Origin of the sequence: Parabacteroides timonensis (assembly GCF_900128505.1) — a bacterium.
Classification (GTDB): domain Bacteria; phylum Bacteroidota; class Bacteroidia; order Bacteroidales; family Tannerellaceae; genus Parabacteroides; species Parabacteroides timonensis.
In genome coordinates this window covers 1,547,794-1,563,682 of sequence record NZ_LT669940.1, presented here as the reverse complement: position 1 = coordinate 1,563,682, position 15,889 = coordinate 1,547,794, and the positions used below count along the sequence as shown (strand labels likewise).

The following is a 15,889-nucleotide window of genomic DNA, read 5'->3' as shown; positions in this document are numbered from 1 at the left end:
GGATTGCTGGATGATTAATTGTTCTAATTGAAAATATGTATATATCCTTCACCTTTCATCAGTTTATGCTTAATTTGTTGATTAATGGTTATTTAACCAGGTGAATACTCGGTGAATGGTTACTCGAAAAGGTGAATGGTTGGCTTAAACCGTTCACCTTTTTAATATCATCTTCTCCGGCACTTCAAATAATTATCACTTTTCTCCTTATATATAATTATAAAACCAATAATAATCTATATCTTTAGCTATGACTTATAAACCAAAGGATGAGCATCGTTAACCTTTGCGATCTCCGTCGTTAAGCTTTGTGATAATGCTCAGTAAGGTTGTTGACCTTGGTCGTTAAGTAAATGAATAATAGGGTTTGCCTTAAATAGTACTAATTAACTCCCTACTTACTAGTGAGGTAAGGAGTAAAAATAAATTGTATATGCCAGCTAAGTATCTGTTTTACAAAAATCCCCATTCTCCGAGTCAGAAAGAAGAAGAAGGAGTATTGCATGCCCGCATTGTGGAAGGGCAAGTATTGCGTTTCGATAAGTTATGTAGGAAGATTGCCGATCGTACTACTTTTAATGAAGGAGAGGTGAAGGGGATGATGGCTACTTTTAAAGAAGAGCTGGTTCAGGCACTAAAGGATGGCGATTCGGTGGAGATCGAAGGAATAGGGCTGTTTAGTGTCACCGCCAAATGTCCACCCATACGTAATCCGAAAGAAATCAGGGCGGAAAGTATACAGTTTTCGAAAGTTACTTTCCGGGCTTGTAAAGAACTAAAGAAGGAGATGAGTTCCATGCATTTTGAGAGGGCAAGCGATTATAGAAGGAAGGATGCTTATACTCCGCAACAACGGCAGGAGCGTATCCTCCGATATCTGTCGAATCACAGGGATATCAGCAGTTCCGATTGTATGGGAGTGAATGTTTGTTCACGTTATATTGCACAGGGCGACCTGAAGCAACTAAGGGAAGAAAAGCGTATTGTTCGTCTGGGAGGGCCGAAAATTGCAGTTTATGTTTTACCGGAGAAAGGGGAGGCAGAATGAAAATAACATTGTTGAAAGGGAATTTGAGTTCCGGCAGACTGGTGGAACTGTCATCCGTCGTGGAGCGGATAAAGGATGCTGCTCAGGCTAAGCCAGTGAAGAATATGCGTGAAATGATCCCATATTGTTCTCTGGGAGGTCGTGTGGCAGATGCAGAGAAAATCGCGGCTGTGATCTTTGCATCCGGTTATAAGGATCGGGTATGGAAACATTATAATGGCTTGGTTTTGTTGGAATTCAATCGTTTGGCCAATCTTTCGGAAGCCAGGCGACTGCGTGATGAGATTGTAAAGTATAACCAACCTTTATTGGCTTTTATCGGTTCAAGCGGATTGAGTGTGAAAGTGTTGGTTCGTTATACTTTACCTGACGGCTTGTTGCCGATAGAACAGGAGAAAGCGGCCTGTTTCCATGCGCATGCCTATCGTAGGGCGGTATTGCATTATCAGGCACAGTTGCAATGGGTAGTCGATTTTAAAGAACCGTTGCTTGACCGGGGCTGTCGTTTGTCGTATGATCCGGAATGCTTTTATAATCCCGATTCATTGCCTGTCCGAATGGAACAGCCGCTGACGATGCCTAAAGATCCCGGATATACGCAGCAGATACAACTTTCCGATGATCCGTTGGCACGTATCCTTCCTGGTGTGGAACAACGTAAAAAGATTGAAATGCTTTTCGAAACTTGCTTGAATCAGGTGTATCGCGAACATGGACCTGGCTGGGAAGAAAAGGAACCGAAAGATTTTATAGCAACTGTCAGTGCACTTTGTTTTGATTCGGGTGTTCCGGAGGAAGATGTCGTGCGCTGGCTTTATTTCCGGGTATGGAATTTACGCGATCAGAATTTGTTGAGGCTGACGGTTCATAACGTGTATCTTTCCCGTAAGTCGTTTGGAAAGAAGCCTTGCCTGCCGCAGCCAATGAACTTGTTGGCACGGATGGAGGAGTTTTTGAAGCGGCGGTATGAGTTTCGCAAGAACGAGATTATCGGGGAGGTGGAATATAGGGAGAAACACTCGTTCTGCTTTCGTTTCCGGCCGATGACAGCGGAAGTACTGAATGGCATTTGCCTGAATGCGATGGAGGAAGGGCTCGATATCTGGGATAAGGATGTGCGCCGCTATATCTATTCGCCACGGGTTCCTGATTATAATCCGTTGGAGGAGTTTCTGTATAATTTACCGGTATGGGATGGGAAAGACCGGATACGTGCATTGGCTGATACAGTGCCGACTCTGGATGCGGAATGGCGGAACCGGTTCTATCTCTGGTTTGTCAGTATGGTTGCCCATTGGCAAAAAACAGACCGGTTGTATGCCAATAGTCTGGTGCCGGTATTGGTTGGCGGACAAGGTATTTCGAAATCGACATTTTTCCGTTTACTCCTTCCACCTGTGTTAAGAGATTATCATGCGGAAAGTATCAATTTGGAGAATAAGAGTGAAGCTGAACTACTGATGTCCCAGAATCTGTTGATTACAATAGATGAATTCGACCGTTTGAGTCGGAAGTATCAGGCAGATCTGAAACATTTGATTCAGAAACCGGAAGTGAAAGTGCGCCGTCCGCATCAGAAGACATTTCAGCAGATGAGGCGTTTGGCTTCCTTTTCTGCTACAGCCAATCCGATGGAGTTGCTGACTGATCCTACCGGAAGTCGTCGTTATATCTGTGTGAAGGTGACTGGGGTGATCGATGTTTCTTCTCCTGTAGAGTATGAGCAGTTGTATGCGCAGGCACTCCATGCGATCCGTTCAGGTGAACGTTATTGGTTGAATACGGAAGAGGAACGGTTACTGACGCAGAGCAATGTTGGATTTCAGGATGAACCCTTGGAGATGCAATATCTGTTTTCCTATTTTCGTTTACCTGAAGAAGAGGAGAAGGGAGAACGGTTTACCTCTGTCGAGTTGTTGGATATTATTTCGGAGCGATCCAAACGGAAGTTCAGTAATACTTCTGCTTGCCGTTTCGGTAAGATATTAAATGCTTCAGGTATTAGAAAGGTGCATACAAAAACTGGAAATTATTATTGTTTGGTGAGGAAAGAATGGTAACTGACATTGTAGATAGCTCATATATGATAAGAACTGGAGGTGAATGGTTGATATCAACCGTTCACTTTTTGAGCAAACCATTCACCTGGTATTTTATGTTATAATGCCTTGTTTTGCAAGATGTAGGTTGTTATGAGGTGAACGGTGAATGGTTTTTATGCTATTTTTAATATGTTATAAGAACAACCGTTGAAACTCCTGTTCGAAATTGGGAGTAAACACGCTTTTCCCCAGATTGGCTTTTATCTCTTCCATCGGCCAGAAGCGTCCGCCATCCAACTCTTCGGCATCCGGTTGGATTTCTCCGTTATAAACGGTACGAAATGTATTGACCAGTTCTTTTTCGATGGCCGATTCGAAAACATAGCGGGTGATGAATTGTGGTGTAAACTCGGTTATACCTAATTCTTCCCGAACTTCCCGGCGAAGCGCATCCTCTACTGTTTCACCATAATCGATATGTCCGCCGACAGCCGTATCCCATTTACCCGGCTGGATATCTTTATTCATCGAACGCTTTTGCAGATACAATTCTCCCGCATCATTAAAAATATGCAGGTGGATGACTGGGTGTAATTGTTTACTCCCACTATGGCATTCCCGGCGAGTCGCCTTACCTATTGTTTCTCCCTCTTCGTTGACCAGAGGGAACCATTCTTCTTTCATCTTTTTCTGTATTTTGAGCATGCAAAGATAAGGAATAAAGGAGGTTGGAATATGGATTTTAATTATTACTTTTGCAAAGGACACAATAAAAGAAATAACTATGACAAAATCAACTATGGCCCTGGAAGCTGAAAAAGCTGAATTGGCAAGAATTGTATTAGCCTTGGATGATATGGATTTAGTAAAGAAAGTAAAAGCCTCTATCAAACGTATTACTACTCCGAAAGAAGATCCTTTCTTTACCAACCCAGCAAACTTGGCGCATTTCCGGAAATCTGTGCAACAGAAGGAAAACGGAGAAGTCGTGGAGTTGACACCTGAACTTCAGAAAGAGTTGCTTGGTTTATGAAATATAAACTGATTATTACTGAGAAAGCTAAGGTGGATATTGCTTCCTTCTCTAGTACAAGCGAAAGAGCATTATAATGACAACTGATAGGGCCATTATAATGCTTTTATAACATCCACTAATTCCTTATCCGATAACCCTTCTCCATAAGTCGCATAATCCAGACGGAACGTGCAACCGTTTTTATATTCGGAACAGCCGTATGCCGTTTTTCCCCGCAGGATATTTCCTTTCTTACAGATCGGACAAACAGGTTTTTCTATTTCTTTCGGTTTCTCTTCCTTCTTAGCACGTGGCTTACGAGGTTTCTTTTCCTTTTTCTCCTCTTTAGTCCCTTTTTCTGCTTTCGGAGCTTCTTTGGCAGCCTCCTCGATGGTGATCGTGCGGGTAGACTGATCGGACAGCACGTTGATGACAACCTGGTTGACCATCTGTTTCAATTCTTCCAGGAATGTTCTGGCTTCATACGTACCCCGTTCGATCTGACGCAGTTTCTTTTCCCATAGACCGGTCAGTTCGGCACTTTTGAGCAGCTCCTCATGTATGGTACCGATCAGTTCGACGCCGGTAGCCGTAGGGAATAAGTTTTTACGCTCCTTGCGAATATAGTTTCGTTTGAACAGTGTCTCGATAATGGCGGCACGTGTGGAAGGACGGCCAATACCGTTTTCCTTCAGGGCGTCGCGCAGTTCATCATTGTCGACCAACTTACCTGCTGTTTCCATGGCACGAAGCAAAGTCGCTTCGGTATAAGGTTTGGGAGGTGTTGTCCATGTCTCTTTTAAAATCGGTTTATGCGGACCGCTTTCACCTTTCACGAAATCAGGTAATACACCTTCTTCTTCGGTCGGTTCGGCATCCGGATCTTTTTGTTCGGCACCGAATACGACACGCCATCCCGGTTTGAGTATCTGCTTTCCCGTTACTTTGAAATCCACTTTGTCGACCTTACCCAGTACGGTAGTCGTGGAGATGTCACAATCCGGATAAAAGGCGGCAATGAAACGACGGGCTACCAGGTCGTATACTTTCCGTTCATTTTCCGTCAGGTTACGGGCAGGAACCCCTGTCGGAATGATTGCATGGTGATCGGTTACTTTCGAGTTGTCGAACACCCTTTTGCTTTTAGCGATTTTAGCAGCCAGCACCGGAGCTGTCAACTCGGTATAATCGACCAGACCCTTTAGGGTATTCGGAACTTTCGGATAGATATCTTCACTCAGGAAAGTGGTATCCACACGGGGATAGGTCGTCACTTTCTTTTCATAGAGCGACTGGATCAACTTCAATGTATCGTCGGCGGTGAAAGCAAACTTTTTATTACATTCCACCTGCAATGAAGTCAGGTCAAAAAGCCTGGGAGCATATTCCTTCCCTTTCTTTTCTGAAATGTCAGTGACGGTGAAATCCTCCTTTTGCACTACTTCGAGAAAAGCTTCCCCTTCCTCTTTCTTGGTAAATTTACCTTTTGTAGCAGAGAAGGTCGTATTCCGGTAGATTGTTTTCAATTCCCAATAAGGTTCGGGTTTGAAATTGTCGATCTCTGCCTGGCGGTTTACGATCAGGGCCAGTGTCGGTGTCTGAACCCGTCCGATGGATAATACCTGCCGGTTTTGTCCGTACCGTATTGTATAGAGCCGGGTTGCATTCATTCCCAATAGCCAGTCACCGATAGCCCGTGACAATCCGGCTTCATATAATGTCTTGAATTCGGTTTGTTCTTTCAGATGTTGGAACCCTTCGCGGATGGCCTCTTCGGTCAGAGAAGAGATCCACAACCGATAGACCGGGCAGGTACAGCCGGCTTTCTGCATCACCCAACGTTGTATCAATTCCCCTTCCTGGCCGGCATCACCGCAGTTGATCACCATTTCAGCATTCTGCATGAGGGTTTCTATCACTTTGAACTGTTGCTCGTAAGTAGGGTTGCTGATCAGTTTGATACCGAAGCGGGGCGGGATCATGGGCAGGGCGCTCAGGCTCCATCGTTTCCACTCGTCGGCATAGTCATGAGGCTCCTTCAGTGTACACAGATGTCCGAATGTCCAGGTAACCTGATATCCGTTTCCTTCAATATACCCGTTCATCTTTTTTGTAGCCCCCAGTACTTCCGCAATCTCGCGTGCCACACTCGGTTTTTCAGCAATACATACTTTCATCTGCAATCTAATCCTTTCGTAAAAAAACACACAAATGTACGCTTTCCTGCTGAGATTTCCATAAGAAAGTTACAACCGAAACAAATACTTCTTCCAAATGTAATAGGGGATATAATGGAATCTTTTTATATTTGACGACTGGAAAGGAATCTGTAAACAAGAACGAGATATTTATAAATAGGATGTATATCAACTCGGAACAGGAACGTAAATTAATAGCAGGATTACTCAATAATGATGAGACAGCATTCTGTGAATTATACGCATTGTATAAGAACAGACTGATGTATTTTGCCATGACGTTTCTGAAGTCTAAAGAATTCGCAGAAGATATTTATCAGGATGCTTTTGCCTCTGTGTGGCAGAATCGCCGTTTTCTGAATCCGGAATCCCCGTTTGCACCCTATATTTATACTATTGTAAAGAACAGGATATTGAATGTGCTTGCCGGCATCGATAAAGAACAACAACTAAAGAATAAAATCTTATCGGCGGCAGTGGAAATCACGAATGATACGGAGGAAGCCATTTTGGATGCAGATTTGAACGGATTGTTGGAGAAAGCCCTAATGAATCTGACCACCCAACAACGGAGGATATTCGACATGAGCAGGAAAGAGATGAAATCGCATAAAGAAATAGCCGACGAATTAGGTATTTCTGTTTATACGGTTCAGCAGCATATCTCTGCTTCATTAAAGATAATCCGCATTTACCTGGCTAAATATGCCGGGACATATACAGACTTGCTGTTACTTCTATTCTGCTTAAATATATAATAAAAGTTAACGGTATCCCAGTTGTACCCCTTATCTCTGTACTATTTATATACACGTAAAAAGAGATGGAGCAATTGAAACAAAATACTATTTTAAAACGATTTGTAAACGGAATATATACCCGTAAAGATGCTGACCGGATCATAGACCTGTTTCGTACGCAACAACATACGAAGCAGGTGGATGATGAAATGGATCAGGTATGGCAGGTGGCACAGGAGGAGGAAACAACATCTCTTCAACATGAACGGTATACGATGGAGGCACGTATATTATTAAACCGTATCCGTAAGGAAGAGAAGAAATTCCCATTCGTTTCATTATTAAAATATGCCGCTATGCTGGCTCTTGTTGTTTCTGTGGGATTAGGAGTCTATCAGTTCTCAAGAGTAACGGATTTACAGAATATGGCATATACGGAAATACGGGTTAAAAACGGGGAACATAAACGGATTATCCTACCGGATGGAACGAAAGTCGTATTGAATGCCGGCTCTTTTATGAAATATCCGGAACGGTTTACACAAGATTTCCGTCGGATAGAAATGGATGGGGAGGCCTTTTTCGAAGTGGAGCATGACGAAGATAAACCGTTTATCGTTTCCACTAAAGATGCCAGTGTAAAGGTATTGGGTACCTCATTCAATGTAAAAGCCTATGATGCTGACGAACAGATCCTGGTGAGTGTACGATCCGGGAAAGTGCAGGTGGATATGACGGATGCTATGATGCGTTTGTTACCGGATGAGCAGCTTGTCTTTTCCAGGAAAAACGGGGAGATACAGAAGCGGAATGAAAGTGCACGTCATGCAACAGTCTGGATCGATGGAGGTCTGTATTTTAACAAGACGCCGATCCGTAGCGTTGCAAAAGAACTGGAGCGAATGTATAACTGTAAGATTGAGTTTTCCGGCAATGTACCTTATGACAATTATGTATATGGAGAACATGATAATAAAAGTCTGGAATCGGTTCTTAAGTCTATCCAGTATTCTACGGATATAAAGTACCGCAAGGAGGGCGATAAAATTATACTCTATAAATAAAGTCTATTATTAACCTGTTAATCGAAAATGTTATGAAAGATACAACCTGAAAAAGCACCAAAGAAAAGGAAGACCTGCAGCAGACCTTCCTTTCAAAATTCCTGTAAAATAATACCAAGCGTCCACTCCCGGTATTATTTTATACGGAGTCGTTTTTAATATTTCTATTTAAAACAACAATTAAACTCCCAAAGTTATGAACTTCCTAACTAATAAGAAGTATCGCTGGGCCGGTTATTTCGTACATTTTGTTTTTTTAGCAATTTTGTGTTTACAGCCTTTGGCCGCCCAACCGAACCAGTCAGAGAAAATAACAATTCAAGTACAGAATCAGCCTGTAGAAAAGATTTTTAAGGAGATATCCGAAAAGACAGGCTTAAAATTCTTTTATGGAGAAACAGTTCTTAAAGCGAATCAATCGCTAAGTTTAAACTTTCGGGATGCTTCCCTTTCTACTGTATTGGCAGAAATAACGAAGCAGGCCGGATTACATTTCGACAGAACGGATAATACCATTTCTGTTAGTAAGAAAGCGGTAGGAGGACCTGCATCTTCTTCCTCTCAATCATTACGTCCTGTTTCCGGGATAATAGTTGATGAAAACGGGGAACCTGTCATTGGCGCGAATATTGTTATCAAAGGAACAACGAACGGTACGGTCACAGACCTGAACGGAAAGTATGCAATTGAGGCCGGTAATGATGATGTCCTGCTTGTTTCTTATATCGGATATCTTCCGCAGGAAATAAAAGTGGGTAATAAAACGGTCCATAATCTTAAGTTGCAGGTCGATGCACAGAACCTGGAAGAGGTCGTAGTTGTCGGGTATGGCACGATGAAGAAAAAAGATTTGATGGGAGCTGCTTCTGTCCTGAGCGGTGAAAATCTGGCTACCAATTCGAATATTTCAGTCGGAGGAGCTTTACAGGGAAAGATGTCGGGTATGTCTGTCCTGAGCAACAGCGGTTTCCCCGGAGCTGAGACATCTATCAAGATACGTGGGGTCGGGACTTTCGGTAGCGGTAGCGACAGTAATCCGCTTATCATTATTGACGGGGTTCCTGTTACATCCGGTTTTGAGACTTTGAATCCCGGTGATATCGAAACTGTGAACGTTTTGAAAGATGCTTCTTCTGCTGCTATCTACGGATCACGTGCAGCCAATGGGGTTATTTTGATTTCAACCAAGAAGGGTTCTACCGGTGCAGCAAAAGTTTCCGTTAATGCAACATGGGGTATGCAAACAGCTTCCAATATTATGGATCTGCTGACTGCGGAAGAATTTGTTTCAGCCATTCAGGAAATGCGTGATAATAAACAAGCGATCGACGGAGGAAGTCCGACCACCAAGTTTGATGGTATCGATCCTTCGACATTCGGTAAAGGAACCAAATGGAGTGATTATATTTATAGCTCGGCACCAACTTATAATATAAATACCAGTGTATCGGGAGGAGGTGAAAAAACTCGTTATTATCTTTCTGCCGAATATCTGAATCAGGATGGTATTGCCATCAATACCGGTTTCCAGAAAGCATCTTTACGTGCCAATATAGAAGGACAGGTCAATAGTCGCCTGACAATCGGTAACAATGTGCATCTGGCATACCGCAACACGAAAGGCAGTAAAGACAACCGTTACTCCGACGTTATTTTCAATGCGCCGATCATCCCGGCTTATGATGCGGATGGTAGCTACGGAGAGCCCGATCCGGCCTATACCAGTTCCAAGAATGCCATCGCCGAAGTGGGTTGGAACACACCTACGAACGATAATTACCGCGTATTGGATAATCTATTCGTGGAATATAAGTTCACCGACTGGTTAAAGTTCCGTTTTAATGGAGGTATTGATATGGTCTATTCGGAAGATAAAGCATTTATGCCTCTTTTCAGTGACGGGGGACAGACCAATAACCAGAATAGCTATTCGGAGAACCGTCAGAAGGAGTTTATGTGGGTAACGGATTATTTGCTCTATTTTGACAAGGTCTTTGGTAAACATACAATCAATGCTATGGGCGGTTTTTCCCAGCAGCTGTTTTCGAAGGATAACCTGAAAGGTGTCGTAAAGGATTTTGTTTCCGAAGTAGATAATATGCATGTGATCAATGGAGGTACAAACTCTATCGATCGGACGTTGGAGGGAGGAAAGAGCCAGCTGGCGTTGGCTTCCTGGTTCGGACGTGTCAATTACGATTATGCCGGAAGATATCTTTTCTCTGTCAATTTAAGGGCTGACGGTTCTTCCCGTTTCAAAGGGGGCGAACGTTGGGGTGTTTTCCCTTCTTTCTCCGGTGCCTGGCGTATCTCCGAAGAAGATTTCTTCTCGGTGAAGTCGATTAGTTCTCTGAAATTGAGAGCATCGTGGGGACAATTAGGAAACCAGTCGATCGGTTCATGGTATCCGACCATTGCTGCGGTGGAAAGCCAGAAAGTGATGTTGGGTAATGGCGGAAATAACCAGATTTTATATTACGGATACAGCCAGACTGCTTTGTCTAACAGGAAACTGAAATGGGAAACGACAACGATGACCAATATCGGTGTCGATCTGGGGTTACTGAACGGTAAACTGTTTATGACAGCCGATTATTTTATCAAGAGTACGGATGGTATTTTGCGCAGCATGGTATTACCGCTCTCTGTGGGTATGACTGCACCGAACGTGAACTATGCAAAAGTTCAGAACCGTGGTTTTGACCTTGAAGTAGGATATAACGGCAAGGTAAGGGATTTCACGTTTAGTGTCTCCGGAAACGTTTCTTTCCTGCATAATGAAATCAAGAAGTTGAGTGAAGGTGTAACGGAAGAAGTTACCTCTATCGGTAGTTACGGTGGCGTGACGATCAATCGTGTCGGTGAGCCGGTTGATGCATTATATGGTTATAAGACCGGAGGTGTTATCACGACCCAGGAAGAAGCCGATAAATATAAAGCGATGGGGCAGGGGAATGCCAAGATCGGACGTTTGAAATATGTAGACTTGGATGGTAATGGCAAGATCGATAGTGACGACCGTACAATCTTAGGTAGCTATATCCCCAAGGTGAGTGCCGGTCTTACCCTTTCTGCCGACTGGAAAGGATTTGATTTCAATGCCGTGTTTGCCGGTGTCTTCGGAAGGAAGCAACATGCACCGATGTCGTTCCAGAACCGTTTCCCCAACCGTAATATGAGCCGTCACTGGTATGATAACCGCTGGACGTTGGGGGCTGATCCAGAGGGGAAATATCCGGCACTGATCCAGTCCGAATCGTATGAAGAGATGACAGATCTGATGGTTGCCAATACGTCATTCGTGAAATTGCGCTCGTTGACTTTAGGTTATACTGTTCCTGTAAAATCGTTCAGAACACGCGTGTTCGTATCCGGAGAGAACCTCTTTACGATCCATAGTAAATCGTTTGACGGCTTCGATCCGGAGAATGGTAACGGTGTAGGACATTATACGAACTGGGGAGACGACTTCCCGACTCCGAGAATATTTTTGGTAGGTTTGAATTTAACATTTTAAAAGAAGATGGTTATGAAATCGAATATAATAGGATTATTGATCTTGTTGTGTATACTGACAACAAGCTGTATGGATAATTTCCTGGACCGGAATCCTTATGGTTCAATTGACGAAACGACTTTCTTTACCCAGAAGGAGCATGCTAACCTGGCGGCTATGGCCTGCTATGCCAAGTTGCAGAAGCTGAATGCCCATTGGGCGGACGCTCAATTGGAACTGGGAATGACTGGTGATCTATCGTCTGCCGGTTTTAAAGATGCCCAACCTTTTTATGTCGGATCATTTAATCCGAATGAATCGAATCTGGTGAAAGGTATCTGGCAGCGTGCTTATCAGGGGATAGCTGTTTGTAATAAAAATATCGAAGGAGTGAAGAATATGCCTGCCGATATCATCGATGAAGATACCCGCAATAAACACCTGGCAGAGATGTTCTTTATCCGGGCATTCTGGTATTTTCGCCTGGTTCAGTTCTACGGGGATGTTCCTTTGCGTTCCGTTTCTGTATCAGACCCGACCAATGGGGATGATGTACAATTAGCAGCGACTCCCAAGAATGAGATCATTAAGCAGACTGTTCTTCCTGATCTTGAATTTGCCGCTCAGAATTTACCGGATGCCTGGGAGGATAAATATCAGAACCGGGCAACGAAAGGAGCAGCTTATGCTTATTTATGCGAAGTCTATCTGTATGAAAAGGAGTATGAGAATGCGATAAAAGCCGGTGAACAGGTTGAGAAATACGGTTATTCATTAATAGAAAATCCGGGGAATGTGTTGAGAGTAGATTATGAAGCATGTCCGGAGATCATTTTCTCGGTAGGTTTTGGCAGTGGTGTGGAAACATACCGGGAGTTCTATTGGGGTACTATAGAAGATTTGGGTGAAGACGGGCGTATTATGCGTGGTGATACCTATTCCGGCGATTATTTTTATCCGTCCCGTGAGCTGGTTGATTTCTATGAAGCGATAGACGGTAAACCGATAAATGAATCGTCTTATTATAAAGCAACTGAGAGTTGGAAAAACCGTGATCCGCGTTTCGATGCGACATTTTTCACTATCATGGATGAAGTCGAAACAACAACCGGAAAACAGATGACATGGAAACAGGACTGGCTTGTCAATACGGCAACCGGTTATGATGTTCAGAAAAGGGGAGTATGGTATGGAGAGAACACCTGGAATAAACGAACGGATATCCATTTAATGCTTTTACCGAGAGTTTATTTGCATATTGCGGAGGCGTATGCGTTAAAGTCGGCTCCTGATTATGCCAAATGTTCCGAATATATAGAAAAAGTCCGTTCCCGTGCCCGTCGGTTCGCATTAGCTAATCCGGAGAAATATATACCTGAAGGAATGGCCGATAAAGATGTATTACCGCCGTTCACAATCACCAACGGACAGGAAGCCATGAATGCGATAAACTACGAATCGAGAGTAGAACTTTTTGCAGTAGACTGCATGCGGTATTATGATTTGAAACGTTGGGGAACATTGAAGGAAGAATGGCCCCGTGTCGGCGGATTTGCTTGGGATGAAAAATTGTTTGATCTGCCTTATCCGGCCGATGAATTGAATTCCAATAAGAATCTGCAACAACACTCCGGTTGGGGCAACTGATGTGTATATCTTTAATGAATAGATAAATAACATGAAGAAGCTTATTTGTATATGTATGCTGTTGCCATTTCTGATGGCAACAGCTCAGAATAAAAGCGGACAACCGGGAGCCGGAAAGCCGGAACTGACGGATACCGAATCGTTTTCAATGATCCTTTTACCGGACCCGCAGAGTTATACCAAGTTCGATACCAACCAGCCGCTTTTCGACCTGATGACTGCATGGACGGCTGCTAATCTGGACAAACTGTCGGTGAAGGCTGTGTTATGTACCGGTGATCTGGTAGAACAAAACGAATATATCGTTCCGGATAATGTAAATGGAAACCAGACAAGTACCCAGCAATGGAAAGCAGCTTCCAATGCCTTTGCTAAGTTAGATAATAAGATCCCTTATATCATTTGTGGAGGGAATCATGATTACGGATATACCCGTTCGGAGAACCGCTTGTGCCGATTCCCTGAATATTTCCCGGTGGAGCGTAACAGTACATGGAAAAACTCATTAGTCAGCGTTTGCAATAATGCATTCGGATTACCGACATTGGAGAATGCGGCTTTTGCATTCGATGAACCTCATTGGGGTAAAATTCTTGTTATTACGACAGAGTTTGCTCCCCGTGATGAGGTGCTCGAATGGGCGAAAGATTTAGCTGCCAGTAAGAAGTTTGCCGATCATAAGGTTTTTGTACTGACACATTCCTATTTGCGGTGGGATGGAACGGTGATCGAATCCGAAAACTATAAAGTATCTCCGGCTAATTATGGGAAAGCGATTTGGGAGAAACTGTTGTATCCCTCTTCCAATATCCGTATGCTGATTTGTGGTCACTATTGTCTGGTGGATGATTTCTGCCACAATGTAGGACGTCGTACGGATAAGAATGTAGCAGGGAAAAGTGTATTCCAAATGATGTTCAACGCTCAGACAGCCGGAGGTGGTTGGCATGGGAACGGGGGAGACGGTTGGTTGCGTATCCTGGAATTTATGCCGGATGGGAAAACGATCAAGGTAAAAACTTATTCTCCTTTGTTTGGTATTTCTCCGACAACGGAGTCGTTTGCCTGGCGTACCGGCGACTGTGACGAATTCGATATCGTGATTGAACCCTAAGCGTTTATAGGAAGAAAACTCCTATATATTATTTGTTTCTTTAGAAAACTTTGCGAACTTTGTCTACTCTTAAAGTTCGCAAAGTTTAACAAGAAACATAATATCATGAACAGTAAACTATTCTTATTAGCTGCTACATCTGCATTTTCAATGGCTGGTGTGGCCGTAAACTACACTAATTTCATTATCATCAACCTCGATGATGCAGGCTACGGAGACTTTTCCTATAACGGAGCCTACGGATATAAAACGCCGAACATCGACCGTATGGCTGCCGAGGGAGTCCGTTTCACTCATTTCCTTGCCGGACAACCTATCAGCGGTGCATCGCGTGCCGGATTGCTGACCGGTTGCTATCCGAACCGTATCGGTTTTGCCGGAGCACCTGGTCCAGGTTCTGATTATGGTATCAGTCCTGATGAAATGACGATAGGAGAGTTGCTGAAACAAAAAGGATATAGTACGGCTGTTTTTGGTAAATGGCATTTGGGAGACGCCAAACAATTTCTTCCTTTGCAGAATGGTTTCGATGAATATTACGGGTTGCCTTATTCTAATGATATGTGGCCTTTCCACCCGCAACAGGGGGAAGTATTCAATTTCCCGGATCTGCCGACTTACGATGGAAACGAAATAGTAGGTTATAACACCGATCAGACTCAATTTACAACCGATTATACGAATCGTACGGTAAACTTCATCAAGAAGAACAAAAATAAACCGTTCTTTATTTATCTGGCACATTCTATGCCGCACGTTCCACTGGCTGTTTCCGATAAGTTTAAAGGAAAGAGTGAACAGGGGTTATACGGTGATGTAATGATGGAACTGGACTGGAGTGTTGGTGAAGTATTGAAAGCATTACGTGAACAGGGGTTGGAAGAAAATACCCTGATCGTCCTTACTTCCGATAATGGTCCGTGGGCTAACTATGGAAACCACGCCGGTTCAGCCGGAGGGCTTCGCGAAGCTAAAGCTACTACTTTTGATGGTGGTAACCGTATCCCGTGTGTGATGTACTGGAAAGGAACCGTTCAGCCGGGTACAACCTGTAATAAACTGGCATCCAATATAGATCTGTTGCCGACATTGGCAGAACTCAGCGGTGCCCCGCTTCCCCAACGTAAGATCGACGGTGTAAGTATCGTTCCCCTTATCAAAGGAGAAAAGGACGCTAATCCACGTGAGTCATTCGTTTATTATTATCACAAAAACGATTTGGAGGCTGTAACAGACGGTAAATTTAAACTTGTGTTCCCACATAAATATGTCACCTATGGTGCTTACGCGCCGGGCAATGACGGGCAGCCGGGTAATTTGACAAACCTGGAACTGAAGAAGGCTGAAATGTACGACCTGCGCCGTGACCCGGGAGAACGTTACGATGTCATATCCCAATATCCGGAAGAGGCGGCCAAATTGATGAAGATCGCTGATGATATGCGTAAGGATCTGGGAGATAATCTGACACGTGTGAAGGGAACAGGACGTCGCGAACCAGGAAAACTGAAATAACAAGATTATT

At 43.7% G+C, this 15,889-nt stretch carries 11 protein-coding genes; 9 read left to right on the top strand and 2 right to left on the bottom strand.

From position 1 onward, the window contains the following. Window positions 1–433: 433 nt before the first annotated feature. On the top strand, window positions 434–1,048 hold the full coding sequence (locus tag BQ7394_RS06730; RefSeq protein WP_075556663.1) for an HU family DNA-binding protein: 615 nt from the start codon (window positions 434–436) through the stop codon (window positions 1,046–1,048). Then, window positions 1,045–3,108 carry a BT4734/BF3469 family protein gene (locus BQ7394_RS06725; protein WP_075556662.1) on the top strand — a complete coding sequence of 688 codons (2,064 nt, stop codon included), beginning with the start codon at window positions 1,045–1,047 and terminating at the stop codon, window positions 3,106–3,108. The genes BQ7394_RS06730 and BQ7394_RS06725 overlap by 4 nt, the downstream gene beginning before the upstream one ends. A 174-nt stretch (window positions 3,109–3,282) precedes the next feature. Here BQ7394_RS06725 and BQ7394_RS06720 read toward each other — a convergent pair whose 3' ends face one another. Beyond that, a complete protein-coding gene (locus tag BQ7394_RS06720; protein WP_075556661.1) occupies window positions 3,283–3,774 on the bottom strand; it encodes an NUDIX hydrolase in 492 nt (163 codons plus the stop codon). A gap of 100 nt (window positions 3,775–3,874) precedes the next feature. On the opposite strand from BQ7394_RS06720, the gene BQ7394_RS06715 reads away from it, so the two are divergent. Next, the gene (locus tag BQ7394_RS06715) at window positions 3,875–4,123 is read left to right on the top strand and encodes a hypothetical protein (RefSeq protein ID WP_075556660.1); all 249 of its coding nucleotides are present in this window, start codon (window positions 3,875–3,877) and stop codon (window positions 4,121–4,123) included. Between the two features lie 95 nt (window positions 4,124–4,218). On the opposite strand, the gene BQ7394_RS06710 is transcribed toward BQ7394_RS06715, so the two are convergent. Beyond that, window positions 4,219–6,282, bottom strand: a complete 2,064-nt coding sequence (locus tag BQ7394_RS06710) for a DNA topoisomerase 3 (RefSeq protein ID WP_075556659.1) — start codon at window positions 6,280–6,282, stop codon at window positions 4,219–4,221. Between the two features lie 182 nt (window positions 6,283–6,464). Between BQ7394_RS06710 and BQ7394_RS06705 the strand changes: the two genes are divergently transcribed. From BQ7394_RS06705 to BQ7394_RS06680, 6 genes are all read left to right on the top strand, one after another. After that, on the top strand, window positions 6,465–7,061 hold the full coding sequence (locus tag BQ7394_RS06705; RefSeq protein WP_075556658.1) for an RNA polymerase sigma-70 factor: 597 nt from the start codon (window positions 6,465–6,467) through the stop codon (window positions 7,059–7,061). Between the two features lie 65 nt (window positions 7,062–7,126). Further along, window positions 7,127–8,107, top strand: a complete 981-nt coding sequence (locus tag BQ7394_RS06700; RefSeq protein WP_075556657.1) for a FecR family protein — start codon at window positions 7,127–7,129, stop codon at window positions 8,105–8,107. Window positions 8,108–8,303: 196 nt separating this feature from the next. Next, on the top strand, window positions 8,304–11,624 hold the full coding sequence (locus BQ7394_RS06695; protein ID WP_075556656.1) for a TonB-dependent receptor: 3,321 nt from the start codon (window positions 8,304–8,306) through the stop codon (window positions 11,622–11,624). Window positions 11,625–11,636: 12 nt separating this feature from the next. Further along, window positions 11,637–13,250: a RagB/SusD family nutrient uptake outer membrane protein gene (locus BQ7394_RS06690; protein WP_161951782.1), complete on the top strand. Its 1,614-nt coding sequence runs from the start codon at window positions 11,637–11,639 to the stop codon at window positions 13,248–13,250. 55 nt (window positions 13,251–13,305) lie between these two features. Further along, window positions 13,306–14,364 carry a metallophosphoesterase gene (locus tag BQ7394_RS06685; protein ID WP_394333690.1) on the top strand — a complete coding sequence of 353 codons (1,059 nt, stop codon included), beginning with the start codon at window positions 13,306–13,308 and terminating at the stop codon, window positions 14,362–14,364. 105 nt (window positions 14,365–14,469) lie between these two features. Further along, window positions 14,470–15,879, top strand: a complete 1,410-nt coding sequence (locus BQ7394_RS06680) for a sulfatase family protein (RefSeq protein WP_075556653.1) — start codon at window positions 14,470–14,472, stop codon at window positions 15,877–15,879. Window positions 15,880–15,889 lie beyond the last annotated feature (10 nt).

What these genes read in the sequence shown, in the direction of transcription:
- BQ7394_RS06725 (WP_075556662.1), top strand. Translation starts at nt 1,045, where the DNA reads ATGAAAATAACATTGTTGAAAGGGAATTTGAGTTCCGGCAGACTGGTG.
- BQ7394_RS06705 (WP_075556658.1), top strand. Translation starts at nt 6,465, where the DNA reads ATGTATATCAACTCGGAACAGGAACGTAAATTAATAGCAGGATTACTC.
- BQ7394_RS06720 (WP_075556661.1), bottom strand. Translation starts at nt 3,774, where the DNA reads ATGAAAGAAGAATGGTTCCCTCTGGTCAACGAAGAGGGAGAAACAATA.
- BQ7394_RS06700 (WP_075556657.1), top strand. Translation starts at nt 7,127, where the DNA reads ATGGAGCAATTGAAACAAAATACTATTTTAAAACGATTTGTAAACGGA.
- BQ7394_RS06715 (WP_075556660.1), top strand. Translation starts at nt 3,875, where the DNA reads ATGACAAAATCAACTATGGCCCTGGAAGCTGAAAAAGCTGAATTGGCA.
- BQ7394_RS06685 (WP_394333690.1), top strand. Translation starts at nt 13,306, where the DNA reads ATGCTGTTGCCATTTCTGATGGCAACAGCTCAGAATAAAAGCGGACAA.
- BQ7394_RS06710 (WP_075556659.1), bottom strand. Translation starts at nt 6,282, where the DNA reads ATGAAAGTATGTATTGCTGAAAAACCGAGTGTGGCACGCGAGATTGCG.
- BQ7394_RS06730 (WP_075556663.1), top strand. Translation starts at nt 434, where the DNA reads ATGCCAGCTAAGTATCTGTTTTACAAAAATCCCCATTCTCCGAGTCAG.
- BQ7394_RS06690 (WP_161951782.1), top strand. Translation starts at nt 11,637, where the DNA reads ATGAAATCGAATATAATAGGATTATTGATCTTGTTGTGTATACTGACA.
- BQ7394_RS06695 (WP_075556656.1), top strand. Translation starts at nt 8,304, where the DNA reads ATGAACTTCCTAACTAATAAGAAGTATCGCTGGGCCGGTTATTTCGTA.
- BQ7394_RS06680 (WP_075556653.1), top strand. Translation starts at nt 14,470, where the DNA reads ATGAACAGTAAACTATTCTTATTAGCTGCTACATCTGCATTTTCAATG.